The 26,533-nt window shown below is 56.3% G+C and carries 24 protein-coding genes and 2 pseudogenes; 22 read left to right on the forward strand and 4 right to left on the reverse strand.

Annotated elements, in window-relative coordinates; translation table 11 throughout:
- The 22 genes and pseudogenes from MOTHE_RS05130 to MOTHE_RS05235 all read left to right on the forward strand — a co-directional run bounded on the left by MOTHE_RS05130 (nucleotide 1) and on the right by MOTHE_RS05235 (nucleotide 23,484).
- Nucleotides 1-1,554: a cobyric acid synthase gene (locus MOTHE_RS05130; RefSeq protein WP_011392612.1), complete on the forward strand. Its 1,554-nt coding sequence runs from the start codon at nucleotides 1-3 to the stop codon at nucleotides 1,552-1,554.
- A complete protein-coding gene (cbiB, locus tag MOTHE_RS05135) occupies nucleotides 1,544-2,506 on the forward strand; it encodes an adenosylcobinamide-phosphate synthase CbiB (protein WP_053094749.1) in 963 nt (320 codons plus the stop codon). The genes MOTHE_RS05130 and cbiB overlap by 11 nt, the downstream gene beginning before the upstream one ends.
- 13 nt (nucleotides 2,507-2,519) lie before the next feature.
- Nucleotides 2,520-3,920 carry a cobyrinic acid a,c-diamide synthase CobB gene (locus MOTHE_RS05140; protein ID WP_011392614.1) on the forward strand — a complete coding sequence of 467 codons (1,401 nt, stop codon included), beginning with the start codon at nucleotides 2,520-2,522 and terminating at the stop codon, nucleotides 3,918-3,920.
- Nucleotides 3,907-4,968 (forward strand): annotated as a pseudogene (cobT, locus tag MOTHE_RS05145) (nicotinate-nucleotide--dimethylbenzimidazole phosphoribosyltransferase). Before MOTHE_RS05140 ends, cobT begins: the two are co-directional and overlap by 14 nt.
- Nucleotides 4,965-5,750: an adenosylcobinamide-GDP ribazoletransferase gene (cobS, locus tag MOTHE_RS05150; protein ID WP_011392616.1), complete on the forward strand. Its 786-nt coding sequence runs from the start codon at nucleotides 4,965-4,967 to the stop codon at nucleotides 5,748-5,750. The pseudogene cobT and the gene cobS overlap by 4 nt, the downstream one beginning before the upstream one ends.
- Nucleotides 5,751-5,752: 2 nt before the next feature.
- Nucleotides 5,753-6,664, forward strand: a complete 912-nt coding sequence (locus tag MOTHE_RS05155; RefSeq protein ID WP_011392617.1) for a GHMP family kinase ATP-binding protein — start codon at nucleotides 5,753-5,755, stop codon at nucleotides 6,662-6,664.
- Nucleotides 6,622-7,749, forward strand: coding sequence for a threonine-phosphate decarboxylase CobD (cobD, locus tag MOTHE_RS05160; RefSeq protein WP_011392618.1), 1,128 nt, complete (start codon nucleotides 6,622-6,624; stop codon nucleotides 7,747-7,749). Before MOTHE_RS05155 ends, cobD begins: the two co-directional genes overlap by 43 nt.
- Complete coding sequence (gene cobC, locus MOTHE_RS05165) at nucleotides 7,750-8,394, forward strand: alpha-ribazole phosphatase (RefSeq protein ID WP_011392619.1); 645 nt, start codon at nucleotides 7,750-7,752, stop codon at nucleotides 8,392-8,394.
- Nucleotides 8,395-8,449: 55 nt separating this feature from the next.
- On the forward strand, nucleotides 8,450-8,677 hold the full coding sequence (locus MOTHE_RS05170) for a hypothetical protein (protein ID WP_011392620.1): 228 nt from the start codon (nucleotides 8,450-8,452) through the stop codon (nucleotides 8,675-8,677).
- A gap of 60 nt (nucleotides 8,678-8,737) precedes the next feature.
- Nucleotides 8,738-9,664, forward strand: a complete 927-nt coding sequence (locus MOTHE_RS05175) for a DMT family transporter (RefSeq protein ID WP_053094750.1) — start codon at nucleotides 8,738-8,740, stop codon at nucleotides 9,662-9,664.
- A gap of 28 nt (nucleotides 9,665-9,692) precedes the next feature.
- Entirely contained in the window at nucleotides 9,693-11,150 is a 1,458-nt protein-coding gene (guaB, locus tag MOTHE_RS05180) for an IMP dehydrogenase (protein WP_053094751.1), read from the forward strand.
- Nucleotides 11,151-11,188: 38 nt separating this feature from the next.
- On the forward strand, nucleotides 11,189-12,286 hold the full coding sequence (locus MOTHE_RS05185; protein ID WP_053094752.1) for a DUF362 domain-containing protein: 1,098 nt from the start codon (nucleotides 11,189-11,191) through the stop codon (nucleotides 12,284-12,286).
- A 112-nt stretch (nucleotides 12,287-12,398) separates the two neighbouring features.
- Nucleotides 12,399-12,842: a PPC domain-containing DNA-binding protein gene (locus tag MOTHE_RS05190; protein WP_011392624.1), complete on the forward strand. Its 444-nt coding sequence runs from the start codon at nucleotides 12,399-12,401 to the stop codon at nucleotides 12,840-12,842.
- Between the two features lie 47 nt (nucleotides 12,843-12,889).
- Entirely contained in the window at nucleotides 12,890-13,372 is a 483-nt protein-coding gene (locus MOTHE_RS05195) for a bifunctional nuclease family protein (RefSeq protein ID WP_053094753.1), read from the forward strand.
- Nucleotides 13,373-13,470: 98 nt separating this feature from the next.
- Nucleotides 13,471-14,805, forward strand: a complete 1,335-nt coding sequence (miaB, locus tag MOTHE_RS05200; RefSeq protein ID WP_011392626.1) for a tRNA (N6-isopentenyl adenosine(37)-C2)-methylthiotransferase MiaB — start codon at nucleotides 13,471-13,473, stop codon at nucleotides 14,803-14,805.
- A pseudogene (mutS, locus tag MOTHE_RS14230) lies at nucleotides 14,798-17,389 on the forward strand (DNA mismatch repair protein MutS). The gene miaB and the pseudogene mutS overlap by 8 nt, the downstream one beginning before the upstream one ends.
- On the forward strand, nucleotides 17,367-19,256 hold the full coding sequence (mutL, locus tag MOTHE_RS05210; protein WP_162490052.1) for a DNA mismatch repair endonuclease MutL: 1,890 nt from the start codon (nucleotides 17,367-17,369) through the stop codon (nucleotides 19,254-19,256). The pseudogene mutS and the gene mutL overlap by 23 nt, the downstream one beginning before the upstream one ends.
- 19 nt (nucleotides 19,257-19,275) lie before the next feature.
- Entirely contained in the window at nucleotides 19,276-20,250 is a 975-nt protein-coding gene (gene miaA, locus MOTHE_RS05215; protein WP_011392629.1) for a tRNA (adenosine(37)-N6)-dimethylallyltransferase MiaA, read from the forward strand.
- Between the two features lie 40 nt (nucleotides 20,251-20,290).
- Nucleotides 20,291-20,545 (forward strand): RNA chaperone Hfq, encoded by a 255-nt coding sequence (gene hfq, locus MOTHE_RS05220; RefSeq protein WP_011392630.1) that lies wholly within the window; start codon nucleotides 20,291-20,293, stop codon nucleotides 20,543-20,545.
- A 139-nt stretch (nucleotides 20,546-20,684) separates the two neighbouring features.
- On the forward strand, nucleotides 20,685-21,071 hold the full coding sequence (locus MOTHE_RS05225) for a DUF1540 domain-containing protein (protein WP_011392631.1): 387 nt from the start codon (nucleotides 20,685-20,687) through the stop codon (nucleotides 21,069-21,071).
- A 98-nt stretch (nucleotides 21,072-21,169) separates the two neighbouring features.
- Nucleotides 21,170-22,165 (forward strand): AAA family ATPase, encoded by a 996-nt coding sequence (locus tag MOTHE_RS05230; protein WP_011392632.1) that lies wholly within the window; start codon nucleotides 21,170-21,172, stop codon nucleotides 22,163-22,165.
- A 23-nt stretch (nucleotides 22,166-22,188) separates the two neighbouring features.
- Nucleotides 22,189-23,484 (forward strand): methionine gamma-lyase family protein, encoded by a 1,296-nt coding sequence (locus tag MOTHE_RS05235; protein WP_011392633.1) that lies wholly within the window; start codon nucleotides 22,189-22,191, stop codon nucleotides 23,482-23,484.
- On the opposite strand, the gene lexA is transcribed toward MOTHE_RS05235, so the two are convergent.
- The 4 genes from lexA to MOTHE_RS14005 form a co-directional block, all read right to left on the reverse strand.
- Nucleotides 23,466-24,113, reverse strand: coding sequence for a transcriptional repressor LexA (gene lexA, locus MOTHE_RS05240; protein WP_051498678.1), 648 nt, complete (start codon nucleotides 24,111-24,113; stop codon nucleotides 23,466-23,468). The two genes, MOTHE_RS05235 and lexA, sit on opposite strands and share 19 nt — an antisense overlap.
- 231 nt (nucleotides 24,114-24,344) lie before the next feature.
- Nucleotides 24,345-24,809 (reverse strand): (2Fe-2S)-binding protein, encoded by a 465-nt coding sequence (locus tag MOTHE_RS05245; RefSeq protein ID WP_309297790.1) that lies wholly within the window; start codon nucleotides 24,807-24,809, stop codon nucleotides 24,345-24,347.
- A gap of 72 nt (nucleotides 24,810-24,881) precedes the next feature.
- Nucleotides 24,882-26,228 (reverse strand): citrate/2-methylcitrate synthase, encoded by a 1,347-nt coding sequence (locus MOTHE_RS05250; protein ID WP_011392636.1) that lies wholly within the window; start codon nucleotides 26,226-26,228, stop codon nucleotides 24,882-24,884.
- A gap of 34 nt (nucleotides 26,229-26,262) precedes the next feature.
- Nucleotides 26,263-26,397, reverse strand: coding sequence for a hypothetical protein (locus MOTHE_RS14005; RefSeq protein ID WP_255302973.1), 135 nt, complete (start codon nucleotides 26,395-26,397; stop codon nucleotides 26,263-26,265).
- Nucleotides 26,398-26,533 lie beyond the last annotated feature (136 nt).

Here is a 26,533-nt window from a genome sequence, read left to right on the forward strand (position 1 = left end):
GTGGCCAAAGCTATTATGCTCCAGGGAACCAGTTCCAATGTCGGCAAGAGTGTCCTGGCAGCGGCCCTCTGCCGGATTTTCCACCGGAACGGCTATCGGGTGAGCCCCTTTAAATCTCAGAATATGGCGCTTAACTCCGGAGCCACCCCCGATGGAGGCGAGATGGGCCGGGCCCAGATCGTCCAGGCCATGGCGGCCGGGGTGGTACCCCGCGTAGAGATGAACCCGATCCTACTTAAACCGACGGCCCATGCCAGCTCCCAGGTAATCGTCCTCGGGCGACCGGTGGGCAACCTGGGCGCCCGGGAGTACCACGGCCATTTCAACCAGAAGCTCTGGTCCCGGGTAGAAGAGGCTTATGCCTTCCTGGAGCGGGAGTTTGAGATTATTGTAATCGAGGGGGCCGGCAGTCCGGCGGAAATCAACCTCAAGGCCGGGGAGATCGCCAATATGCGGGTGGCCAGGATGGCCGGAGCCCCGGTGCTCCTGGTAGCTGATATTGACAGAGGTGGCGCCCTGGCAGCTGTAGTGGGCACCCTGGAGCTCCTGGAACCGGAAGAGAGGGTAATGGTGGCCGGCATCATCATTAACAAGTTCCGGGGTGATCTCGACCTTCTAAAACCGGCTCTGGACTTTCTGGAAAGCCGCACCGGTAAACCGGTACTCGGCGTGATCCCCTTTTTACCCGACCACGGGCTGCCGGAGGAGGATTCCGTTGTCCTGGAAGGGGTCACCGGTCGCTCGACGGGTGCCGGTGAAGTGGAGATAGCGGTTATCAAGCTGCCCTGCATCTCCAATTTTACCGACTTTGACGCCCTGGAAAGGGAGAAGGGGGTCAATCTCCGTTATGTAGAAGCAGCGAGCGACCTGGGCAATCCAGATCTGGTCATCCTGCCCGGCAGCAAAAACACCATCGGCGATTTATTATGGCTGCGGTGCCAGGGGCTGGAGACAGCCATTAAAGAGCTGGCCGGCCGGGGAACGCCGATTATCGGGATTTGCGGTGGTTATCAGATGCTGGGAAAGGAGATCAGGGACCCCGAGCATGTGGAAACCGATGTGGAGATGATAAAAGGCTTGGACCTTTTACCAATCAAAACCGTCTTTCAAACCTCCAAGGCCACCAACCAGGTCCGGGGCGTGGTTACGGGTTCAGGACCCTTCCTGGGGCCATTGCAGGGCCAGGAGGTTCAAGGATATGAGATCCATATGGGTGCCAGCTTTTTGCTGGACGGCAGGCCGGCCTTTAAGATCACCTCACGGGGCGGCCGACTGGTGACCCTCGACGATGGGGCCCTGGCCGGGGAGGGACGCATCTGGGGTACCTACATCCACGGCATTCTGGATAACGATTCTCTGCGCCACCAGGTTATCTCAGTCTTAAGGGCCAGGCGCGGCCTACCGGCCAGGCCGGGGATGCTGAACTTTATGGCCGAGCAGGAAAGACGCCTTGATATTCTGGCCGGTGAGGTGGCCCGGCACCTGGATCTGGGCCGCCTGGCGGCAATCATGGGGTTGGAACGCCCCCTGGTATGGACCGGCCATGACAACTGACCTGTTGCTCCTAGTTACAGCCCTAATCCTGGACCTGCTGGTGAGAGACCCGTCCTGGCTTTTGCACCCTACCCAGGTCATGGGTGCCGGTATCAACCTCCTGGAAAGACTCCTGTGGCGGCCGGGAGCAAGACCGGCTTATTTAATCAGTACCGGCGGCATCCTGGTAGTCATTATTATGGGCACTACCTGGACCGTGACCAGGGCATTGTTATGGTTGGCCGGCAACATTAGCCACTGGCTGGAGTTTGTCCTGGCCGCATGGTTGCTGGCGACCACCATCGCTCCCCGGGGCCTGGCTACAGCCGGCAGGGCCATCGCCCGGGCCCTGAAGGCCGGCGATCTTGGGGCAGCCCGCCGGCAGGTGGGTTTAATTGTCGGCCGGGATACGGATAGCCTTACCGCTATAGGTGTGACCAGGGCAACGGTGGAAACCATAGCCGAAAATACCAGCGATGGAGTTGTGGCCCCACTCTTTTACTTTTTCCTGGGAGGAGTACCCCTGGCCATGGTCTATCGGGCGATCAACACCCTGGATTCCATGCTGGGTTATAAAAACGAACGCTATCTCTTCTTTGGCCGTATGGCGGCCAGGTTGGACGACCTGGCCAATTACGTGCCGGCACGGATAACCGGGCTGGCTATCTGCGTGGCAGCCTTCCTCCTGGGCCAGGGGCGCCGCGCCTGGATCACCATGTTAAGGGACGCCAGGAAACATCCCAGCCCCAATAGCGGTTACCCGGAGGCGGCCATGGCCGGAGCCCTGGGGGTCCAGCTGGGGGGGCTGAATTACTACCAGGGTATACCTTCCCACCGGCCCCTCATGGGGCAGGCCCTCAGGGAACTGGAACCGGGGGATATTGACCGGGCCATTACCCTCATGGCTGGAGCCACGGCCATCATAACCATGGCCGGGTGTATCTACCTAGCCTTCAGGATTTACTGGCATTGAGGGGAAGAAGAATATGACATACAAGCGGATTGTTATTGCCGGTACCAGGAGCGGCGTCGGCAAGACAAGTATTGCCACCGGTTTAATGGCCGCCCTGGCCGCCAGGGGGTTAAAGGTCCAAGGGTTTAAGGTCGGTCCCGACTACATCGACCCCGGTTACCACACCCTGGCTACGGGCAGGCCTTCCCGCAATCTGGATACCTACTTAATGACCCCGGCGGCCGTCCTGGAGGCCTTTGAGCGCGCCGCTGCCACCAGCGATATAGCCGTTATTGAAGGAGTTATGGGGCTTTATGACGGTCACCGTGACACCGGCAGCGGGAGTACGGCGACCATTGCCCGCCTGCTGGCCGCCCCTGTCCTGCTGGTGGTGGACGCTACTTCCCTGGGGCAGAGTGTGGCCGCCGAGGTCCTGGGTTACCGCTCCCTGGACCCGGGGGTAAACCTGGCCGGGGTCATCCTGAACCGGGTCAGTAGTGAGGGTCACCTGGAGGTGCTCCGCCAGGCTATAGAAGAATATACCGGCATACCGGTAGTTGGCTGGTTGCGACGGGGCTCCCTGCCTCCCCTCCCTTCCCGGCACCTGGGGTTGATCCCGGCCGGGGAACAGGAGGACCTGAGGCCCGTCCTGGCGGAACTGGCCGCTACCATAGCCACCGGCCTGGACCTGGAGAGGGTACTCGACCTGGCAACACAGGCCGGCCCCCTGCCGGCAGGGGGAAGCCGCCTTTTTGCTACCGCCGGTGCTGGGGTGAGGGAGAAAATCCCGGTTGCTGTGGCCCTGGATAAAGCCTTTAACTTTTACTACCAGGATTCTCTAGATTACCTGGCGGTTCTCGGAGCCGAATTGCTACCATTCAGCCCCCTAGAGGACGACAGGTTGCCCGCTGGAGCCGCCGGGATAATTATTGGCGGTGGGTTCCCGGAGATTTTCCTCGCTCCCCTGACGGATAACAGGCCCCTCCTCGCTGACCTCCGTCGGCAGGTCGCCCGGGGGATACCCCTTTATGCTGAGTGTGGCGGCCTCATGTACCTGGCCCGGGAGATCATTGACCTGGAAGGCAGCAAGTGGCCCATGGCGGGCATTGTACCCGCCGCCTGCCGTATGCAAAAGAGCCTGGCCGGCCTCGGTTACAGGGAGGCCCGCCTCTGCCGGGAAACCCTCGTGGGCCACCGGGATGATTGCCTTCGGGGGCATGAATTTCATTATTCCACCATGACAAGTAAGGATACAGACTTCCCGCCGGCTTACACCTGGAAACACCGGGGGTCAATCTGGTACGATGGCTACGGGACACGGCAGATAGTAGCCTCTTATTTGCACTTGCATTTCCTGGGCAATGTAGGAGCCGCTCAAAATTTCCTGGCCGCCTGCCGGGCATACAAAGGAGGAAGAAACCTTGAAACTGCTTGACCAGACCCTGCAAAGGATTAAGCCCTTGGACGCAAGGGCCATGGCGAAGGCCCAGGCCCACCTTGATGAACTCACCAAACCCCCGGGAAGCCTGGGAGCCCTGGAGGATATTGCCAGACGTTTGGCGGGGATCAGGGGGGAAGTCCCCCGCCGATTGTCCCGTAAAGCCCATATCCTCATGGCCGGGGATCACGGCGTGGTCGCCGAAGGGGTCAGCGCTTTTCCCCAGGAAGTAACCCCTCAGATGGTATTTAATTTCAGCCGGGGCGGGGCGGCCATCAACGTCCTGGCCCGCCACGCCAGCGCTGAGCTGGTTCTTGTCGATATAGGTGTCGCCAGCGATCTCCCTGAACTTCCGGGGTTACTGAAACGTAAAGTGGCACCGGGAACGGCCAACCTGGCCCGGGGTCCGGCCATGACCAGGGAACAGGCCATTGCCGCCCTGGAGGTGGGCATCGAGGTAGCCAGTGCCAAAATCGAAGCCGGTAATGAGTTGCTGGGAATTGGGGAAATGGGGATCGGTAATACCACCCCCAGTTCGGCTATCCTGGCGGTCTTTAGCGGCCGGCCGGTGGAGGAGATTACCGGCCGGGGTACGGGGGTGGATGCCAACCGGTTACGGCTGAAGATCAAAGCCATTCAACAGGGTCTGGCCATAAATAAACCTAATCCTGATGATCCCCTGGATGTCCTGGCCAAGGTTGGGGGCCTGGAGATTGCCGGCATGGCCGGGGTAATCCTGGCCGGGGCAGCAATGCGGGTGCCGGTAATCATCGATGGCTTTATCTCCGGAGCGGCAGCCCTGGTGGCGACGCGGCTGGCACCCCTGGCGGGTGAATTTATCCTGGCTTCCCATCTCTCAGAGGAACCGGGCCATGCGGTGGCCCTGGAACTGATGGGTCTTAAGCCCATGCTGACCATGCAGATGCGCCTGTGAGAGGGAACCGGCGCCGCCCTGGGTATGACCCTGGTAGACGCTGCCATCATGATTTACCACGAAATGGCTACCTTCAGCCAGGCGGGTATATCCGGGGCGCTGAAGTCTTGACTAAACAGCTAGCGGCTTTCCTGGCGGCCCTCCAATTCCTGACCAGGATACGCCTGAGCAAAAGGGACACCGGGGCTACTTCTTTCCAGGAGAGTATAGTTTATTTTCCCCTGGTGGGCCTTATCTTGGGCTTAATCCTGGCTGGGGCCGGCCAGATTTTAAGCAGCCTGGTCCCGGTACCGGCCAGAGCCGGCTTTATCCTGTTCCTTGGTATCTTCCTGAGTGGAGGCCTGCATCTGGATGGCTTTATAGATACCATGGACGGCCTTTTATCCGGCCGGGAACGGGAGCGGGTCCTGGAGATTATGAAGGACAGCCGCGTGGGTGCCCACGGAGTCACCGCAGTTATCACCCTTTTGCTTTTAAAATTTAGCCTTATATTTTCCCTGCTTTCCCTGTCGCCTGGGCGCCTCTGGCTGGCGGGTATGCCCTTGTCCCCCTTCCTCCTGCTGATGCCGGTACTGGCTCGCTGGGCGATGGTGCCGGCCATTACCTGTTTTCCCTATGCCCGGCGGGAGGGCTTGGGCAGCCTCTTTGGAGCCGGGCAGGGGCGAAAGGCCCTGCTCCTGGCCACCTTCTCAACCATGATCCTGAGCTGGCTGACCCTGGGTTATAAAGGTTTGATCCTCATGTTCCTGATAGCCCTGGCCGTTTGGAGCTGGTGCAGCCATATTAAAGGGATCCTGGGAGGTCTGACAGGGGATACCTATGGTGCCCTGGCAGAGATAACGGAGGTTTTAGTCCTGGTGGCAGGTTTATTCTGGCCATGGTTAGGGGTGTGATTATGTACGGGCGGGCTCGGGTACCAGGAGCTTGCGGGGAACTGGTCCAGGGAATGATCGACGGTGATTATTTTCTCATTACCTGCCCCATTAACCTGGGGTCTGAGGTCAGGGTTTCCCTGCAGCCAGGGGGCCAGGTTACCGGTCCGGGAGAAAAAGGGAAGGCCCTGCGGGCTGTCCGCCTGACCCTGGATCACCTGGCCGCCCCCTGGGGTGCGCGGGTGGATATCTACAACCCCCTGCCTCCAGGTAAAGGACTGGCCAGTAGTACGGCTGACGTAGTCGCCGCGGCGGTGGCCACGGCGGAAGCCCTGGGGACGGGACTCTCCCTGGAAACGATAACCGAGATCGCCCTGGCCGTTGAACCAAGCGACGGGACCTTTTTGCCGGGCATTGTCTGTTTCGATCACCTTCAAGGTAAACGATGGGAGTACCTGGGGCAGCCGCCACCCATGGACGTGCTGATCGTCGATCCCGGGGGTATGGTGGACACCGTTCTTTTTAACCGGCGCCGGGACCTGGTGGCCCTTAACTTGGCTAAGGAAGAAAAAGTCAGGCAGGCAGTAAAGCTGGTCAAGGAAGGCCTGGCCCGGGGAAGGGCAGATTTAATAGCCAGGGGGGCTACCATTAGCGCCTTGGCCAATCAGGATATTCTCTCCAAACCGGAACTGGAAACCATTCTGGAACTGGCTACCAGCAGGGGAGCCCTGGGGGTAAATACGGCCCATAGTGGTACGGTAATAGGTATCCTTTACCGGCCGGGGGAGGTAGACGTGGACGCCCTGGAGGCAAGCATACGAACGACCTTTCCCTATGTCGATTTTATCCGGGCCACCATGGTCGGCGGCGGGGTGGAGGGTAGAGACGGCCCATGGTTCATGAAAGGGCAAGCAACAGCAATGGCCGGGAACTGACCGGGGTCATTCACGGCGGAGACTGGCAGGGAGCCGTAGATCGCTACGGCTGGAAGGTGGAAGAGATACTGGACTTCAGCGCCAACATCAATCCCCTGGGGCCGCCGGTCGGGGTACTGGAAACCTTGAAGGAAAACTTGCCGGCCGTTCAGCGTTACCCTGACCCGGCAAGCCGGCGTTTGAAAGAAGCACTGGCAGATCAACTGCATGTAGATACCGGCGCTATAATTATTGCTAACGGGGCGGTAGAATTAATTTACCTTATAATGCAGGTTCTAAAGCCTGATCGGGTGCTGGTAGTCGAACCCACCTTCGGCGAATACCGCCGGGCAGCTACCATCGCCGGGGCCGAAGTGTTGCCTGTCTACCTTGATCCCGCTACCGGTTTTACCTTTGATTTCGACCGCTGGCGCCCGGAACTGCAGCGGTCGCAGGTAGCCTTTATTTGCAATCCCAATAATCCCACCGGCCGCCTCCTGAACCCGGATATTTTACATCGGGCAGCAAGCCTATGCCGGGAACAGGGGGTTTTCCTGGTGATGGATGAATCCTTTCTGGACTTTGTCCCCGACGGGGATAAGTTTTCTCTGGTACCCCAGGCGGCCGCCGGGCCGGGGATATTTATCCTGCACTCTTTGACGAAGATTTTTGCCCTGCCGGGATTGCGCCTTGGTTACGGTGTCGGCTGTCCGGATATGGTACGCAGGCTGGAGAACAGCCGGGACCCCTGGAGCGTCAATATCCTGGCCCAGATGGCAGGCGTAGCCGCCCTGGCCGATAAGGAGTATTTAAAGAAAACCCGGGAACTAATCAAGCGGGAAAAGGAGTATCTTTTCCATAACCTGTCCAGGCTGGCAGGATTCCGGCCCTATTACCCCGAAGTTAATTTTATCCTGACTAACATTCAGAACGGCTGCCTGACGGTATCCCGGTTGGCTGAACTCCTGGCCCGGAAGCGCATCTTAATCCGTGACTGTTCTTCTTTTCCCGGTCTTGGACCGGCCTACTTCCGGGTTGCCGTACGTGACCACCGGGCCAATAAGAGACTGGTGGCTGCCTTAAAGGAGATAATGGAGGAGAGTTAAGTGCAGAGTACAAGGGTTTACCTGGTCCGCCACGGTGAGACGGAGTGGAACAATTCGGGACGTTACCAGGGGCATTCTGATATCGCCCTTAGTCCTAACGGTCGCCGGCAGGCGGAACTCCTGCGGGAGCGTTTTTGCCGGGTACACCTGGATGCAGTCTTTACCAGCGATTTGCGGCGGGCCCGGGAGACGGCAGCGATTATAGCCGCTCCCCATGGTCTGAAGATCAACGAGGTGCCTGCTTTGCGGGAAATAAACTTCGGTGTCTGGGAAGGATTGACTTACCAGGAGATTATTGCTAATCACCCCAGAGAATGGGAAGCCTGGCGCCAGGACCCCGGTGCGACTATAATTCCAGGGGGAGAGAGTTTCCAGCAGGTCAAGGAACGGGCCCTGGCAGCCTTTAACGGAATATTGGACCGGGAAAGGGGCCGCAATCTCCTGGTTGTTGCCCACGGCGGTAGTCTGCGGGCCCTTATTTGTGGTATCCTGGGCCTGGATTTGACGGCCGTCTGGCGTTTCCGCCTGGATAACACCGGCGTCAGCGTGGTCGATTGTTATGGTGTGCACCAGATCCTGGTTTTATTAAACGACACCCACCACCTGGAGGACCTGGGCGGCCCCGACGGGAGCGGGATTCTCTAAGGTGGGGTAAAAGTAGGTCGTTCAAGGCAAACTACCTACCAGGAGGTGGTTAGCTTTGGAGCCTACTTTCCGGCCCTCACGGGCACCCTGGAGCACCCAGCCCAGTTTAAAGGAAATGGCTGCCGAAGTTGGTGTCGATTTTGACCGCTTGATTGCTGGCCTGGCAGCCAATCGTTCCGATACCGAACTGGCGGCGGAATTCGGGGTCGATTGCCGGGTGATCTATCATCTGCGGGATCACTTTGAACGCTACGGGATTCACTCCATCATGGGGCAGGACTAGCCGGGTATCCCGGCTTTTTTTATCGAGGGATGGTTGATGGGAATAAACCGGGAGGGATATATGAAAAAAGCGAAAGATAGTTCAGGGGAAGGACGGGGTCTTTTCCTGGCGGTCCTGGCGGCCGCCGCCCTGGGCCTGGAAGGAATATCTGCCAAGCTGGCCTACGCCGGTGGCGCCAATATCTTGAGTATCCTGGCCATACGATTCTTAGCAGCAGGCATTCTTTTCTGGGGCAGCCTGATAGTTTTTCCCCTCGATTGGAAACTGAACCTGGGTACCATGGTACGTTTAACCGTCCTGGCCCTGGGAGGCCAGGCGACCACTATTTTATTGCTATTCTATGCCTTTGAGCGCATTCCGGCAACGGTAGCCATGTTATTCTTCTACCTTTACCCGGTGATTGTTAGCCTCCTAGCTACCGTTTTTCTAAAAGAAACCCTCACCCGGGCCAAAATCGGCGCCCTGGTCCTCGCCTTTACAGGGCTTGCAATCATCCTTGGTGTCCCTACCGGCAATCTGGAAATATGGGGTATTGTCACAGCCCTTCTGGCCGCTTGCACCAATGGTATATATATGGTCGGCCAGACGGGCTTATTGAAAACGATAGAACCACGGGTTTTTAACGCCTATGCAACCCTGACTATAGGCGTGGCCTACTTTATTCTGGCCATAGTTACCGGTACCTTCAGTCTTGCTTTTAATAGCCAGGCTATCCTGGCTATTGCCACCTTGAGCTTGATTTGTACTCTACTGGCATATACGGCCGTGGCCTGGAGCCTGAAATATATCGGCGCCTCCCGGGCGGCCATTATTTCCACCCTGGAGCCGGTGGTTACCGCTGTGCTGGGCTTCCTGATCTTGGGGGAGAGACTGCATCCTATCCAGCTTCTGGGAGGGGCCTTGATCCTGGCTGGAGTAACGGTGCAACAGGTGCTAACGTCGAAGGATAGCGGTGAAGGTCATGGTTATGGTATAATTAAGCAATAATTAAATCCTGCTCTAAGGAGGCTTGGCCTTGACGACGGATAAAATAATTGGCGAGGGTTTAACTTTTGATGACGTCCTCCTGGTCCCCGGTGAATCAGAGGTGTTACCGCGGGAAGTTGATATCAGCTCCAATTTTACCCGTCATATTCGCCTCAATACTCCCCTGGTGAGCGCTGCCATGGATACAGTGACTGAGGCCCGGACGGCGATCAGCATGGCCCGGGAGGGGGGCATCGGCGTTATCCATAAGAACATGACCATCGAACGCCAGGCCAGGGAGGTCGACCGGGTCAAGCGTTCAGAACATGGCGTCATTACTGACCCCATTTCCTTGAGCCCGGATCATAAGGTCCGGGAAGCCATCGCCCTGATGGAGCACTACCATATCTCAGGGGTTCCCATTACCGATAATGGTAAGCTGGTAGGCATCATTACCAACCGGGATATACGTTTTGAAGACAACCACGAGCGGCCTATTAAGGAGGTTATGACCAAAGACAACCTGGTAACGGCGCCGGTAGGTACTACCCTGGCCGAGGCCATGGCCATTTTAAGGGCCCACAAGATTGAGAAACTCCCCCTGGTAGACGCCGACTATAACTTGAAGGGGCTAATTACCATCAAGGATATTGAGAAGACACGCCGGTATCCACAGGCCGCCAAGGATGAGAGGGGGCGCCTGCGGGTGGCAGCGGCAGTGGGTACCTCAGCCGATACCATGACCAGGGTAGAGGCCCTGGTAGCCGCCGGGGTAGACGCCATTGTTGTGGATACAGCCCATGGCCAGTCCCGGAGTGTTATTGAAACAGTGAAACGTATCAAGGCTGCCTTCCCGGCGGTGGAGCTGGTGGCCGGTAATGTAGCAACTTACGACGGCGCCCGGGCCCTGGCTGAGGCCGGGGTTGACGCCGTGAAGGTTGGGGTTGGACCAGGTTCCATTTGTACTACCAGGGTTATCGCCGGCATTGGCGTCCCCCAGATTACGGCAGTGATGGAGTGCGCCCGGGCAGCGGCGGAGTTTGGTATTCCGGTAATTGCCGATGGGGGTATTAAATACTCCGGTGATATTACCAAGGCCATTGCCGCCGGCGCCAACACAGTAATGATCGGCAGTCTCCTGGCCGGCACAGAGGAAAGCCCTGGTGAGATTGAAATCTTCCAGGGCCGCAGTTTTAAGAGTTATCGCGGCATGGGTTCCCTCGCGGCCATGAAGGAAGGCAGTAAAGACCGCTATTTCCAGGAAGAAGCCGAAAAACTGGTACCGGAAGGGATTGAAGGCCGCGTCCCTTATAAAGGCCCCCTCTCGGAGACTATTTTCCAGCTGGTGGGCGGTTTACGAGCCGGCATGGGTTACTGTGGTGCCCGTAATATCGCTGAACTCCAGGCCCGAGGGCGCTTTATCCGCATTACCCCGGCGGGCCTGCGGGAGAGCCATCCCCATGACGTGATGATCACCAAAGAAGCCCCCAACTACCGTATTTCCTAGGTACAAATCTAAATTAACTATACGGGAGAGGTGTTAAAATGGCTGCCGAAGTTTTTTGGACCAATATGCGTACCAAAAAGGGGAAGAGCCTGGTTGACAAGGTGGCTACCCTGTGGCACCGGGCCGGTTTCAAGGACGCCGTCGACCCCGGCGACCTGGTCGCCATTAAAATTCACTTCGGGGAAAAGGGCAACACGGCCTATATCAACCCCGTCTTTGCCCGCCGGGTGGTGGAGTTAATCAAGGCCGCTAAAGGAAAGCCTTTCCTGACGGATTCCAATACCCTGTACGTAGGTTCCCGTTCCAATGCCGTCGATCACCTGCAGACGGCCATTGAAAACGGCTTTGCTTATGCTGTAGCCGGGGCGCCCCTGGTTATCGCCGATGGCTTGAAGGGAAAAGATTATTACGAGGTGCCGGTAAGCGGCAAACATTTTCAAAAGGTAAAAATCAGCAGCGCCATCTACCATGCCGATAGTATGGTCGTCATGAGTCACTTTAAAGGCCACGAGCTTGTTGGTTTCGGTGGGACCCTCAAAAACCTGGGCATGGGTTGTGCCAGCCCTTCCGGCAAGCAGATGATGCATAGCGACGTTCTGCCCCGGGTTGAAGAAGAGGAGTGTATTGGTTGCGGCAAGTGCCGGCGCTGGTGTCCAGCCGGGGCCATTACCGTCACCGAAAAGGCGACGATTAATGGCGAGCTGTGTATCGGTTGCGGGGAGTGTACCGTCACCTGTCCCCGCAGGGCCATCAAGGCCAGCTTTAAGAGTGATCCAGTGGTCCTGCAAGAAAAGATCGTCGAGTTTGCTTACGGTTCCCTTAAGGGCAAGGAGAACAAGTGTGTCTTTTTTAACTTTGTCACCCACGTAGCCCCGGAATGCGATTGTAATTCCTGGGACGACGCGGCCATCATCCCTGATGTTGGTATCCTGGCTTCCCTGGACCCGGTAGCCCTGGATCAGGCCAGTTTTGACCTGGCCAATGCCCAGCCGGCCCTGCCGGGGACCCGCCTGGACGGTCACGAGGACGCCAGGGACAAGTTCCAGGCCGTCAGCGGTTATGACGGGACACCCCTTTTAAGATATGCCGAGGAAATAGGCATGGGGACACGGGAGTATAACCTGATAAAGGTTTAAAAAAGCCGGAAGCTACCATTAAGCATATATAGTTCCCCGGCAGCAACCGGTATGCTAAGAAAAAATAACAGGTGCAAGATGGAGTATAATTGTAGCAGGAGGTTCTAAAAGAATGGCGAATCTATACGTTAAAAAGATGGAAGGGCATTCCGGTAGGCGCCTGGCCTTTCGCCTGGCCTACGGCTGCGATCTCCTGGAAGCCCTCCAGGGTATTGTCGAAGAAGCAGATGTACTTTTTGGCTCCATCAATTTCCTGGGAGCTGTCCAGAAGGCCAGGGTGGGTTACTACCTGCAGGATGAAAAACGTTTTATAACCCTGGATTTAGATGAGCCCATGGAGATCCTGAGCGGTCTGGGCAATGTATCCTTAAAAGACGGCAAGCCCTTTGTTCATGCCCATGTTACCTTTCTGGATCGCACGGGAACCATCAGGGGCGGTCACTTATTACCCGGAACCATTGTCTTTGCCGGGGAGGTTTTTATTGAAGAACTTGAACTTCCGGCACCGCCGGAGCGGGTTGATGACCCGGTGACAGGCTTGAGCCTCTGGGAATAAAATTATTTAATAACCGGGGTAGAAATATTTTAATGGGGGTGGGGTAAATGCTCATACTGGTAAAGGTGAAACAAATAGTCCTGGATCAAACCCTAAATCCGGTAGTGTTACTGGGTGAACCGGAGGGGAATCAGGTATTGCCTATCTGGGTAGGTCCCTTCGAAGCCCAGGCCATTGCCCTGGCAATGCAGGGTATCTTAACACCGCGTCCCCTGACCCATGACCTGTTACGTTCCCTTTGTGAAAACCTGGGGGTAGAAGTGAATAAAGTCCTGGTCCAGGATATCAGGGATGGTACCTACTATGCCGAACTTTACCTCCGCCAGGGAGATAGAGAGGTGGTCGTAGACGCCCGGCCCAGCGACGCCATAGCCCTGGCCCTCAGGACCAACGCCCCCCTTTATATCACCGAGAAGGTGGCCGCTTACACCCTCAATGTCGAAGACCTGGTCAGCGAGGACCAGGCCGAGGAGTTGCAACAAATGCTGACGGATATCAAACCCGAAGTAGATAAAAAACACCTGCATTAGAGCCTTGCATCCCGGTCACGTAGCGGCCGGGATTGTTTGTATTTAAAGTCGAGAAACGATATAATGGAAAGAAAAGCAGAAACCACAGGAGGCAGGTCGTGGTAAAAGCAAGAAAAACCTTCAAGATTATAACCTATGGCTGTCAGATGAACCAGAGGGACAGCGAAATGATGGCCGATCTCCTTCAAGATGCTGGCTATGAACCGGTGGCCCGGGAAGAAGAAGCCGGCGTAATCATCCTCGATACCTGTTGCGTCCGGGAGAAGGCTGAAAATAAGGTTTACGGCAAACTGGGCCAGATCGAGAAGTTAAAGAGTGCCAACCCGGACCTGGTAATTGCTGTGGCCGGGTGTATGGTCCAGCAGCCGGGGGTCGCCGAGAAAATCCGCCAGCAGGCACCTTATGTCGATCTCCTCCTGGGGACCGGTAACCTCCAGGAGCTGCCGCAACTGATCGAGGAAATCAAGGCCATGCACCGGCCCAGGATAGTTGTCGGCGAGCAGGAAGGACCGGTAGTGGAGGATCTCCCCCGGCGGCGGGCCAGGGGGGCCCAGGCCTTTGTAACCATAACCTACGGTTGCAATAACTTTTGCACCTATTGTATTGTCCCCTATGTCCGCGGGCGGGAGAGAAGCCGCCGGCCGGAGAATATAATCAAAGAAGTAAAAGAACTGGTTGACCAGGGAGTAATTGAAGTTACCCTCCTGGGCCAGAATGTCAACTCTTATGGCCGCGACTTGAGAGACGGGATCAATTTTGCCGGCCTGCTGGAGCGTGTTAATGCTGTTGAAGGTTTAAAGCGTATACGTTATGTAACTTCCCACCCCAGGGATTTTACCCCCGAACTGGTAACTACTATTAGCCGGTTGGATAAAGTCTGTGAACATGTTCATCTGCCTGTGCAGGCCGGCAGTAACCGGATCCTGGAACTCATGCACCGGGGTTATACCAGGGAACACTACCTGGAACTGGTTGCCGACCTGCGGCGCCATATCCCGGGGATCAGCCTGACGACGGATCTCATTGTTGGTTTTCCCGGGGAGACAGAAGCCGACTTTGAGGATACCCTGGACCTGGTTGCCAGGGTGCAGTTCGATAATGCCTTTACCTTTATGTACTCGCCGCGACGGGGCACGGAGGCTGCCACCATGCCGGGTCAGCTGCCCACGGCCATCAAGAAGGAGCGCCTGAAGCGGTTGATGGAACTCCAGAACAGCATCAGCCTGGCGAAGAATGAAGCCCTGGTAGGCCAGGAAGTGGAAGTTCTCGTGGAAGGCCCCAGTAAAACCGATCCCGACCAGTTGAGCGGCCGTACCCGGACCAATAAGCTAATTATTTTCCCCGGGGATCAATCCCTGACCGGCCGGCTGGTAAGGGTGCGGTTAACCCGAGCCCAGACTTGGTTATTAAAAGGAGAAATGGTTGATGGCTAGGGAACAGGCCTTAACCCCCATGATGGCGCAATACCGCCAGATCAAGTCCCAGTACCCGGATTGCATCCTCTTCTTCCGCCTGGGAGATTTTTATGAGATGTTTTATGAAGACGCCGAGGTGGCAGCCCGGGAATTGGACCTGGTTTTGACGACCCGGGGCGGTAAAGAGGCAGCCCCCATGTGCGGGGTACCCTTTCACGCCGCCGACAGTTACCTGGCCCGCCTGGTAGGTAAGGGCTACAAGGTGGCTATTTGCGAACAGATGGAGGACCCCCGCCAGGCCAAGGGCCTGGTACGCCGGGAGGTTATCCGGGTGGTTACCCCGGGTACGATAACCGATGAGAAGGCCCTGACCCCCGGCGGAAATAACTACCTGGCGGCGATAGTGCGCTATAACGGCTGCTGGGGGTTGGCCTGGGCCGATGCCTCCACGGGGGAATTCTTGTTTACCACCTGCCCGGACCAGGAAACCCTGGTGGACGAGCTGGTACGCCTCATGCCGTCGGAATATTTGCTGCCCGGGGAACTGGCCCGGGATACGGCCCTAAAAAGGCTCCTGCAGATTTACACCCGGGGCGTGATTACCGGCTGGCAAGTAGCCAGTAATCCGGAGGCAGCCCGGCAGTCCCTGGAGGACCATTTTGGCCACGAGGCCCTGGCCGGGGTCGAATTACCGGCAGCTGCGGGCCTGGCAGCGGCCATGATTCTTTCTTTCCTGGTTGCTACCCAGCACAACTCCCTGGCCCACCTGGAGGCCCCGGCTGCCGCAGCCACAACCAGCCGGATGTTCCTGGATCAGGCTACCAGGCGCAACCTGGAGCTGGTGACTGCCGGCCGGGAGCAAAAACGGGAGGGTTCCCTCCTCTGGGTCCTGGATAAGACCCTCACAGCCATGGGTGCCCGGACCCTGAGGCGCTGGCTGGACCAGCCCTTGGTAGATGCCGGGGCCATCAAGGAACGCCAGGAAGCCGTCGCCGAACTGGTTGAGGGCTTCATCCTGCGCCAGGAATTGCGGGAGAGGCTGCAGGTGGTGCGGGACCTGGAACGCCTGGCCGGCAGGGTGGCCTATGGGACGGCAGGCGGGCGGGAACTCCAGGCCCTGCGGGGTTCCCTGGCCGTAATCCCCGGTATCCTGGAGCTGATGGGCGAAGTACATTCCAGGCTCCTGGCGCAGGTGAGGGCCCAACTGGACCCCCTTGACGACCTGGTCGATCTCCTGGGCCGGACCCTGGTGGACGATCCCCCGGCCAGCATCACCGAGGGCGGCATTATCCGTACCGGCTATAATGGAGAGGTCGATAAGCTGCGCGAGGCGGCCACCCACGGCCGGGATTGGATTGCCAGCCTGGAAGCCGAGGAGCGGGAACGCACAGGGATTAAATCCCTCAAGGTCGGTTACAACCGTGTCTTCGGTTACTACATAGAGGTCACCCGTCCCAACCTCCCCCAGGTGCCGGCCGACTACGAGCGCAAACAGACCCTGGCCAATGCCGAGCGTTTTGTTACCCGGCGCCTGCAGGAACTGGAACGTCAGGTCCTGGGGGCAGAGGAGAGACTGGTCCAACTGGAGTATGAACTCTTTCAGGGCCTGCGGGAAGAGGTGCTGGGCGTCCTGCCCCGTATCTAGGCCACGGCCCGGGCCCTGGGAGTACTGGACGCCCTTATTTCCCTGGCTACGGTGGCCGTAGATAACAACTATACCTGTCCACGGGTCGATGACGGTACGGTGATTGAAATCGAGCAGGGGCGCCACCCGGTGGTGGAACTGGTCGGTTCTCCGGGGACCTTTGTCCCCAACGACACCTACCTGGACCAGGAACAGTATATCCAGATCATTACCGGGCCCAATATGGCCGGTAAATCCACCTATATCCGCCAGGTAGCTCTGATTGTACTGCTGGCCCAGATTGGCAGCTTTGTACCGGCCCGGCGAGCCCATATCGGCCTGGTGGACAGGATTTTTACCCGGGTCGGTGCTGCCGATGATATCTTTGCCGGCCAGAGCACCTTTATGGTTGAGATGCAGGAAGTGGCCGGTATCTTGAAACACGCCACCAGGCGGAGCCTGGTTATCCTTGATGAAGTGGGCCGGGGTACAAGCACTGCTGACGGTCTGAGTATTGCCCGGGCAGTAACGGAGTATATTCACAATGTCATTGGTGCCCGCTGCCTCTTTGCCACCCACTACCACGAATTGGTTAGCCTGGCGGAGGAATTGTCCAGGGTCCGCAATTACTGCGTTGCCGTCCTGGAAGAGGGAGAGGACATTACCTTCCTCCGGACGATAGTGCCAGGTAGCACCGACAAGAGCTACGGAATCCATGTGGCCCGCCTGGCGGGCCTGCCGGAGCAGGTCCTGGAACGGGCGCGAGAAATTCTGGAACAGCAACCCAGGGCCCAGGTGCGGGTTTTAACGAAACCGGTAAAAAAGCCGACCCTTACTCCCGGCGAGGTACAGGTACTGGAGGAACTGGCCGGTTATAACCTGATGGCGGCCACGCCCCTGGAAGCCATGGAGCAGATCTTCCGCTGGCAGAAGATGCTTCACAAAGAGCTGGATATTGTTAAAAGGAGCAGGGGATGATTCCTTGACAGGGAGCCAGGAGACCAGAATTACGATCCTGGATGCTATGACTGCCAACCAGATAGCCGCCGGGGAAGTGGTAGAGAGGCCGGCTTCAGTGGTGAAGGAGCTGGTAGAAAACTCCCTGGACGCAGCGGCCCGGCACATTACCGTGGAGATTGAGGGCGGCGGCCTACAGCTCATCCGCGTCCGGGATGACGGCAGGGGGATAGAGCCTGAAGATGCCCCCCTGGCCTTTGCCCGCCACGCCACTAGTAAAATTCGCCGGGCCGCGGACCTGGCGCGGATTACCACCCTCGGTTTCCGGGGGGAGGCCCTGGCTAGCATCGCCGCCGTAGCCAGGGTGGAGATGGCCACCCGCCCCCCGGGAAGACCGGGCGGCACCCTGGTACGGGTGGCCGGAGGCAAGCCTCCGGAGGTCACGGAAACCGGCTGCCCCCCCGGGACCTCAGTTACAGTAAAGGACCTGTTTTATAATACCCCGGCCCGGCGCCAGTATTTAAAGAAACCTTCTACAGAAGCCAGGGCGATTGTAGCCACGGTAGAAAGGCTGGCCCTGGGGCACCCCGGCGTGGCCTTCTCTTTGAGCCTCGACGGTAGGCGTTCCCTGGCTACCCCGGGTAACGGCGACCTGCAGGCCGTCCTGGCAGCCCTTTATGGCCTGGAGATTGGTCGTGAGTTGCTGCCCTTTAACGGCTCCGGCGCCGGCTGGAGTTTGCACGGTTTTACCTCGCCGCCATGGCTCCACCGTTCCAACCGGGATCAGCAGGTGCTGCTAATTAATGGCCGCTATATTACCAACCGGCTCCTCACCTGGGCGATCGAGAGCTGTTATCGGAATGTAATTCCAGCCGGCCGCCACCCCCTTTTTGTCCTTCATCTGGCAGTAGACCCGGGTGAGGTGGATGTCAATGTTCACCCGGCTAAACTGGAGGTCCGCCTGCAGAGGGAGCAGGACCTGGCCCGGCAGGTGACAAACCTTGTTAAAGGGGCTCTTTTTACTCCCAGGGCTGTCGCCCCGGCAACCATTTCCCGTTCCGGGGATAGGAAAGGCGCTGGGTCCGCACCACCGGTGCAGCAGGGTTTTACCTTCCGGGAACCGGACAAGCAGGCCCGCTATTGGGGTGAGTATGTACTAAGGGAAAGAGCCCGGGAAAACCGGGAACCGGAATGGCCGGAAAAAACAGGGGAGAATACCGGGGCAATCAAGACGCGGGAGGTACCAGAAGGAAACGGCCCGGTAGAGAGGGATAAACCCGACCCTATCGGGCCAGAAACGCCGGCAGAAGAAACGGGCAAGCAGGTCCTACCACCTTTGCGGGCCCTGGGCCAGGTTTTTAATACCTATATCCTGGCGGGGGGCGAAGACGGCCTGTATATAATTGACCAACATGCGGCCCATGAGCGCTGCCGTTATGAAGCCCTGGTAAAAGAGGGGACGCCTGGAAGTCACCCGGCCCAGATGCTGGAACCGCCCTTACCCCTGCATCTGGCCCCGGATATGCAAGTCAAGCTTATTGATCAGATAATAACCCTGCGGGAACTGGGTTTTATCATCGAGGAATTCGGAACCGGCGTCTTTTTATTACGCTCGGTTCCCCTGGGAATTCCTCCAGGTAAAGAAAGGGAGGTCTTAGAGGATTTCCTGGCGGAAAGCACCCTCCCGGCGCCGGAAAGGCTCTTGAAGTTAATTGCCTGTCACGGGGCAATCAAAGCCGGGCAATCCCTGGCAGGGGCCGAGATGCAAAAACTCCTCGATGACCTGCGGGGGGTTGACCATCCCTATACCTGCCCCCACGGCAGGCCGGCGGTAGTACGCCTGGATGAGGCCCAGCTAGCGCGGTATTTTCACCGACACTTAAAGTGAGATGGAGGCCAGGCTCAATTTGAGTACCTTGAGTACCAAGGAACCCCTGGCGGCTATTGTCGGCCCCACGGCTACCGGTAAATCGACCATTGCCCTCAAGGTTGCCGCCCGGCTGGGGGCGGAGATAATCTCTGTGGATTCCGCCCAGGTTTACCGCGGTATGGATATTGGTACAGCAAAACTGCTCCCGGAGGAAAGGGTGGGGCCCGACGGCCGACCCATCCCCCACCACCTGATAGATATCGTCGATCCCGACGAGCCTTTCAGTGTAGCCGATTACCAGAAACTAGCCCGACAAACGATAACAGCCATCATCAGGAGGGGTCACCTGCCCCTTCTGGTCGGCGGTACAGGCCTGTATTATCAAGCGGTAGTCGATCCCTACCGCTTCACCCCGGAGGGGGGGGATCCCCGGGTCCGGCAGGAGCTCGAGGAGCTGGCGGCCAAGTTTGGTGACGCATATCTCCATGAACAATTGAAAAGGGTCGACCCGGAAGCGGCCAAACGGATACATCCCCATGACCGGCGCCGCCTGGTAAGGGCCCTGGAGGTTTTTAAAACAACCGGGCAACCCATATCGGCTGCCCTGGCCTGGCGCCGGCAACAGGAATCGCCCTATCATCTGGCGGCAGTAGCTCTCAGCATGCCCCGACCCCTCCTTTACCGACGCATCGAAGCCCGGGTCGATGCCATGATCGCAGCGGGCCTCATTGAAGAAGTTTCCCGCCTGCTGGCCCGGTACGATTACCGCCTACCGGCCCTCCAGGCCCTGGGTTATAAAGAAATCGGCGCTTATTTGCGTAAAGAAATAGAACTGGAGGAAGCAATAGCCATTTTAAAACGCAATACCAGACGTCTAGCTAAAAGGCAATTAACATGGTTCCGGCGCGACCGTCGCCTGCACTGGTGGGAAGTAGATCCGGATAAAATTGAGGAAATTTCAGCCGCTATTGCCGATTTTATTAGCAGGACAATTGATATTAATGTAGAATAGGGTTATACTAAACAAAAAATACCAACCTGGAGGGGAAAAGATGAATAAAACCCAAGGAAACCTGCAGGATTTGTTTTTAAACGTCTTGCGTAGGGACAATACCCCCGTAACCATTTACCTGGTCAATGGCTTTCAGTTAAAAGGTGTGGTACGGGGCTTCGACAATTTTACCGTCGTCCTGGACGCCGACGGCAAACAGCAGATGATTTACAAACATGCCATATCAACCATCATGCCCTTTCGGCCGGTCAACCTCATGGCTGAAAGCCGGGCCCAGGCCGAGGCCAAGCAGTAATTACCATTCCCCGCTCCCTGGTTACAACCGGGGAGCTTTTTAATTAAAATTACAACCCCAGGCATGGTATCCAGGGTATAATTCTCATACCCTGGTAAAAAATAAGAGTGGCCAATCTGGCCGCGAAGGAGGAACTACCATGCCCGGACCCAAGGTTAAGTGTAAAGTGAATACCTGCAACCACTGGATGAATGGCGACCTCTGCGCGGCGGGTAATATAGATATCATGCACGAAGAGGAAGGGAAGATGGCCCAGAACCCCGAGCAGACCCAATGCAAGACCTTCAGTGCCCGCCGGGGGCTAGCCAATATGATCGGTACCCTGGATAATGTCAACTGGGGCGGTGTCCTCAGTAATACCTTCCTCCCTGGCGGTGAGCTTTATCCTTCCGTGACCTGCATCGTTAATAGCTGCTCTTACTGGGCGGAGGGAAACCATTGTAAGGCGGAAAAGATTGACGTGGTAGGAGTCAACGCCGACGAGTGCCAGGACACCAACTGTTATACTTACCAGCGCAAGGGTTAGAGGAAAGAAATAGCAGGCCGGATAGAACGGCCTTTTTTCTTACCTGGCTGTCAGGGCGCGTATAAATAAAAAGAGAAAAGCGGGGGAGGGGGTTAGATATGCTGCGGGTGAAATTTGGTCCCCAAAATAATAAGAATAATTCCTGGTCCCCGGTTCGTCCCCTCCAGAACAACAGGGCTGGCGGGGAACCGGAGCAGGCCGGTAGGCGGCGGGTAGAGGCGGTTATGGCCGAGCTGGATAAGATGGTGGGATTGGAGGCAGTAAAGAATTTGATTAAAGAGTTGCGGGCTTTTGTTGAGATCCAGCAAAGGCGCCGGGGTGAAGGTCTGGCTGCTTCTTCCACAGTAATGCATATGATTTTTAAGGGAAATCCCGGTACCGGCAAGAGTACTGTTGCCAGGCTCATGGGCCGCCTCTTCAAAGAACTGGGTGTTTTAACCCAGGGCCAGCTCATAGAAGTCGAGCGGGCTGACCTGGTGGGGGAGTATATTGGTCATACGGCCCATAAAGCCCGCGAACAGCTTAAGAAAGCCATAGGAGGTATTCTTTTTATCGACGAGGCTTATTCCCTGGCCCGGGGTGGTGAAAAGGACTTTGGTCGGGAGGCCATCGACGTCCTGGTCAAGGGAATGGAGGATTACCGGGATAACCTGATTCTCATCCTGGCCGGGTACCGGGAAGAGATGGAGTACTTCCTGGAAATTAATCCCGGTCTGCGTTCCCGTTTCCCCATTCAATTGGAATTTCCCGATTATACCGTTCCGGAATTACTGGCCATTGCCCGGGTGATGCTGGCGGAAAGGCAGTACGTCCTCGCACCGGAGGCTGCCGCCGAGCTGGAGAAGATTCTCCGGCGGGAGGTTCTCTTTGGACACCGCTATAACGGCAATGCCCGGATGGTACGTAATATCATTGAAAGGGCCATCCGGCGCCAGGCCCTGCGCCTAGTTAATAAAAATAGAAACCTCAGCCGCCGGGAATTGATGTATATCGAAAAGGAGGACCTTTTACGGCCGGATCTGCCTGCGGGGGTTAAAGATGAGGGGAGTGAGCTTCCGGGAGGCCCATCAGTCTGCTATAATAACACCCGGTAACTTTATTCATGGGGGGTTAAAGTTTGGCGTACCTGGATAGCATTAGCAAGCTTTTTCCTGTTGATTCCTGGTTGGTAGAAAGGCTCCGGCAGGCGGAACATGCCAGCCGGGAAGCCCTAACCGCAGTTGAGGAGGTTTGTGCCTTTAACCACCTGAAGGTTCTTCGGGCCTTTCAGGATGCGGGGGTAACCGAATTTCATTTTCAGGATTCTACTGGTTATGGTTACAGCGATCTGGGTCGGGACGTTCTGGAACGGATTTATGCCAGGATTTTTGGGGGCGCAGCCGGCCTGGTACGGTCCCAAATTGTTTCCGGTACCCATGCCCTTACCCTGACCCTCAGGGCTATTCTACGCCCCGGGGATACCCTGCTGGCAGCCTGCGGCCGGCCCTATGATACCCTGGCGACAGTTATCGGCCTGGGTCCCCGGGTGCCAGGTACCCTCAGGGAGTGGGGGATAGAATACCGGGAAGTGAAACTCGACCCTGCCGGGCGTCCCGATCTGGCGGGACTGGGGGCAGCGGTAGCCGAGATAAAACCGCGCCTGTGCCTGATCCAGCGTTCCCGTGGTTATGCCCTGCGGCCTGCCCTGGGGGTAGACGAACTGGCGCGAATAATTGGTGCCGTCAAAGCAGCCAGCAGGGAAACCATCTGCCTGGTAGACAACTGTTACGGCGAATTGGTCGAGGAAAGGGAACCAGGCGAGGTAGGGGCTGATCTGGTGGTTGGTTCTTTAATTAAAAATCCTGGTGGTGGGCTGGCACCGGGTGGAGGTTATATAGTTGGCCGGGAGGAGCTGGTAGAAGAAGTAGCTGCTGCCCTCACTGCCCCGGGCCTGGGGAGTGAGCTGGGAGCCTTTGAAAATAAGCGCCTTTATTACCAGGGGCTCTACCTGGCACCTATAGTGGTAAGGGAGGCCCTGCGGGGGGCGATTGTCGCCGCCTCCTTTTTCCGGGATTTAGGGTTTAAGGTAGATCCCCTGCCGGATGCCCCCCGGCGGGATATTGTCCAGTGCCTTATCATGGGGAAAGAGGAAGTATTGCTGGCTTTCTGCCAGGGGCTCCAGAAGGGGTGCCCGGTAGAAGCCACGACCCGGCCAGAACCGGCTAACCTGCCCGGTTATGCCGACCCTGTGATCATGGCCGGGGGAACCTTCATCCAGGGTTCTTCCATCGAACTCAGCGCCGACGGCCCCTTACGCCCGCCTTATGCAGTATTTTTACAGGGGGGGCTCTCCTACCCTTATACCAGGGTGGCCCTCCTTATGGCAGCCCAGGAGATGGTAAACAGGGGGTTAATTCAAGAGAAATGGCGGTAGAGGCCTACCACCTTTCCAAGGATTGTTACTTTGTGAACGATAAGGGGCTGCATACTGCTGTTAGCCGGAACCAGTTCAATATGGTCGGGATAGCGGTAAAAGTACTTTACAGTCGCTTCATCCTCCAGAAGGGCAACAACAATATCGCCGTTTTCAGCCGTATCCTGGGGCCGGACGATCAGGTAGTCGCCATCTAGGATACCGGCCTCGATCATACTATCCCCGCTGACGTGAAGCATAAAGGCGTTTTCCGCTCCTGCCAGGTCAGCAGGTAGGGGGAAAACATCCTCGATATTTTCAAAGGCCAGGATGGGCTGGCCGGCGGTTATTTTTCCCAGCAAGGGTACGGAGACCATATTCTTGGCTCTGGTGAGGGCGGGATAGGGGGTGAGGATTTCAATAGCCCGGGAGCGTGAGGGGTCGCGACGGATATAACCTTTTTCTTCCAGCTTGTTTAAGTAATTATAGACGGTAGAACTGGAACGCAAGCCGGTGGCCTTACATATGTCCCGGATGGAGGGAGGGTAGCCATTTATATCAATAAAGTGCCGGATGTAATTGAGGACCATGGCCAGTTGAGGTGATAAATCAGGTTGCAAGGAGATCCCCTTCCCGATTAAAATCACCATCCATACTACCATACTTTAAACCGGCAAACAACAGTTTGTAAGCATCAAGGAAAAACCTCTGATTATTACCCCCGGCGAGGGTGATTTTCTACAGGGTAAGGTGTGACCGCTGATGATCGGTTGGATTTGCGAGGCGGGGAATCTTTGCCCTTAGCCTGTGCAAGGCGAGGAATAACTTCCCATAATAAGTATTATGTTAAGTAATCGAGGGGAGACAAAAATACCGGTGCCCTAGCACCGGTTTTTATCGCGCATGGCCAACCCCTGGGCAATCACCGATTGCACCGCCGGGCTACATCAGCTGCCAGCCGGGTTTTTAGTTAGACATTCATGGCCGGTATTAGCTCGCGTATGCTTCCGGATATCCTGGAGGCTGTTGCAGCACTGCCGGGTGACAACATGCTCTAAAATATCGCTGTCGGTAACATTTTTACAGTAGCAGATAATTCGCGGCGACGCCTGTTCTTTAAACCAGACTGGTACCCGGACCTGGTCTTTAGTAAACAGGCTGCCGTCATCACCATAGTAAACTACCTTACACGACGGTGACAGGCATAAATTATATTGGGTATCAGATATTTTCTCCCGCACCGCCGTATTAAGTAAACTAGCGACGGTTATACCGGCGACCCTTTTCCCAACTGTCCCACATTCAGGACAGGGTTTAGCAGACGAACCGTGTTCGCTCCCGCAGATTTCTAAGCCCAATATTTTGCCTTCTCCCTTATCTATTTTCTACTACCTTTATCCGTAAAACGGGTTTTTGTTCTACCTCTGTTCCAGGGGTATATAACTCTTCTTGCCAAGGACATTTTTATAAGCCGGCCTGAAGATTTTACCGCCACTTACCAGCTCTTCAATCCGGTGGGCGCACCAGCCGGCTATTCTGGATATGGCAAAAATGGGAGTATATAACTCTATGGGAATATTTAACATTTTATAAACAAAACCGGAATAAAAGTCAACATTAGGAGCGACCACCTTATCGACCTTCTTTTCGGCAACAAAGAGTTCCGGTGCCATTTTTTCTATAGCCAGGTAAAGGCCAAATTCATCTTCCATGTCCTTTTCCCGGGCAAGTTCGGCTGCCTTTTGTTTTAATAAAACAGCCCTGGGATCTGAAAGAGTATAAACGGCATGGCCGATACCATAGATTAAGCCGCTCCGGTCAAAGGCCTCCTTGCGTAAGATTTTAATAAGGTAATTCCTTAATTCTTCCTCGTCATGCCAGTCCTTAACGTTGTTCTTTATATCTTCGATCATTTTCATGACCTTAATATTGGCCCCGCCGTGCTTGGGCCCTTTTAAAGACCCGGTTGCGGCGGCTATTACGGAATAAGTATCAGTGCCTGTTGAAGATACAACGTGGACGGTGAAGGCCGAGTTATTACCGCCGCCATGCTCGGCGTGGAGCACCAGGGCCAGGTCCAGCAACTCTGCTTCGAGGGATGTGTACTGGTTGTCTGGACGGATCATGTACAGGAAGTTCTCGGCCGTACTTAGCTCTGTCTGGGGCAGATGGATATAGAGACTTTTATTCTCATAGTAGTGAGCCTTCGCCTGATACCCATAGGCTACCATAATGGGAAACCGGGCGATAAGCTCGATGCATTGCCTGAGAACATTGCGGATGCTTATATCATCTGGATTGGGGTCGTAGGAGTAAGCCGCCAGGACACTACGGGCTAATTTATTCATAATATCGTTACTGGGGGCCTTAAGAATCATGTCTTCTACAAAACCATCGGGAAGGGACCTGTGTTCAGCAAGGAGATGAGTGAATTCCTCCAGCCTTTTCTTGTCAGGCAATTCCCCAAAGAGTAACAGGTAACAGACTTCCTCAAAACCGAAGCGCCCTTCTTGCTGAAAGCCCCTTACAATATCCCAGATATCAATTCCCCGGTAGAGCAAGCGACCGTGATCGGGGGTTCTTTCCCCTTCATCAAGGATATAGCCATGGACTTCCCCGATCTCTGTTAAACCGACTAGGACACCGGTGCCGTCTTTATTTCTTAGCCCGCGCTTGACGTTATATTTTTCATATAAATCCGGATCAATCGTATTATTTTTTTCCGCCAGCTGGCAGTAATAATCAAGACAGGCCTGGAGATCCATCTTTAAGGTCAACACCTCTCCCTATGAACTTTTTTTATTTATTTTCCGGTCCCCGTTCGGGATCGATGATTATCTGGTTGCCCCGGATACGGTGAAGTTCCCGTGCCCGCACTTTGGAACGCCGGTCCTGGTTGGAGCCGTTGCGGCTGAGCCGGAAGCGTCTGGGCATGCTTATCCTCCTTTGCTGTTAATTGAATTAATATAATCTCTGGGTGCAAAAATAGTTTGTGTAGCTGTTGTCTCCTCTACCCAGGTAATCTCTAACATTATGTTAACAATAATGGTATAGTCCTTACCCTAGAGTA

Source organism: Moorella thermoacetica, assembly GCF_001267405.1.
GTDB classification, from domain to species: domain Bacteria; phylum Bacillota; class DSM-521; order Neomoorellales; family Neomoorellaceae; genus Neomoorella; species Neomoorella thermoacetica.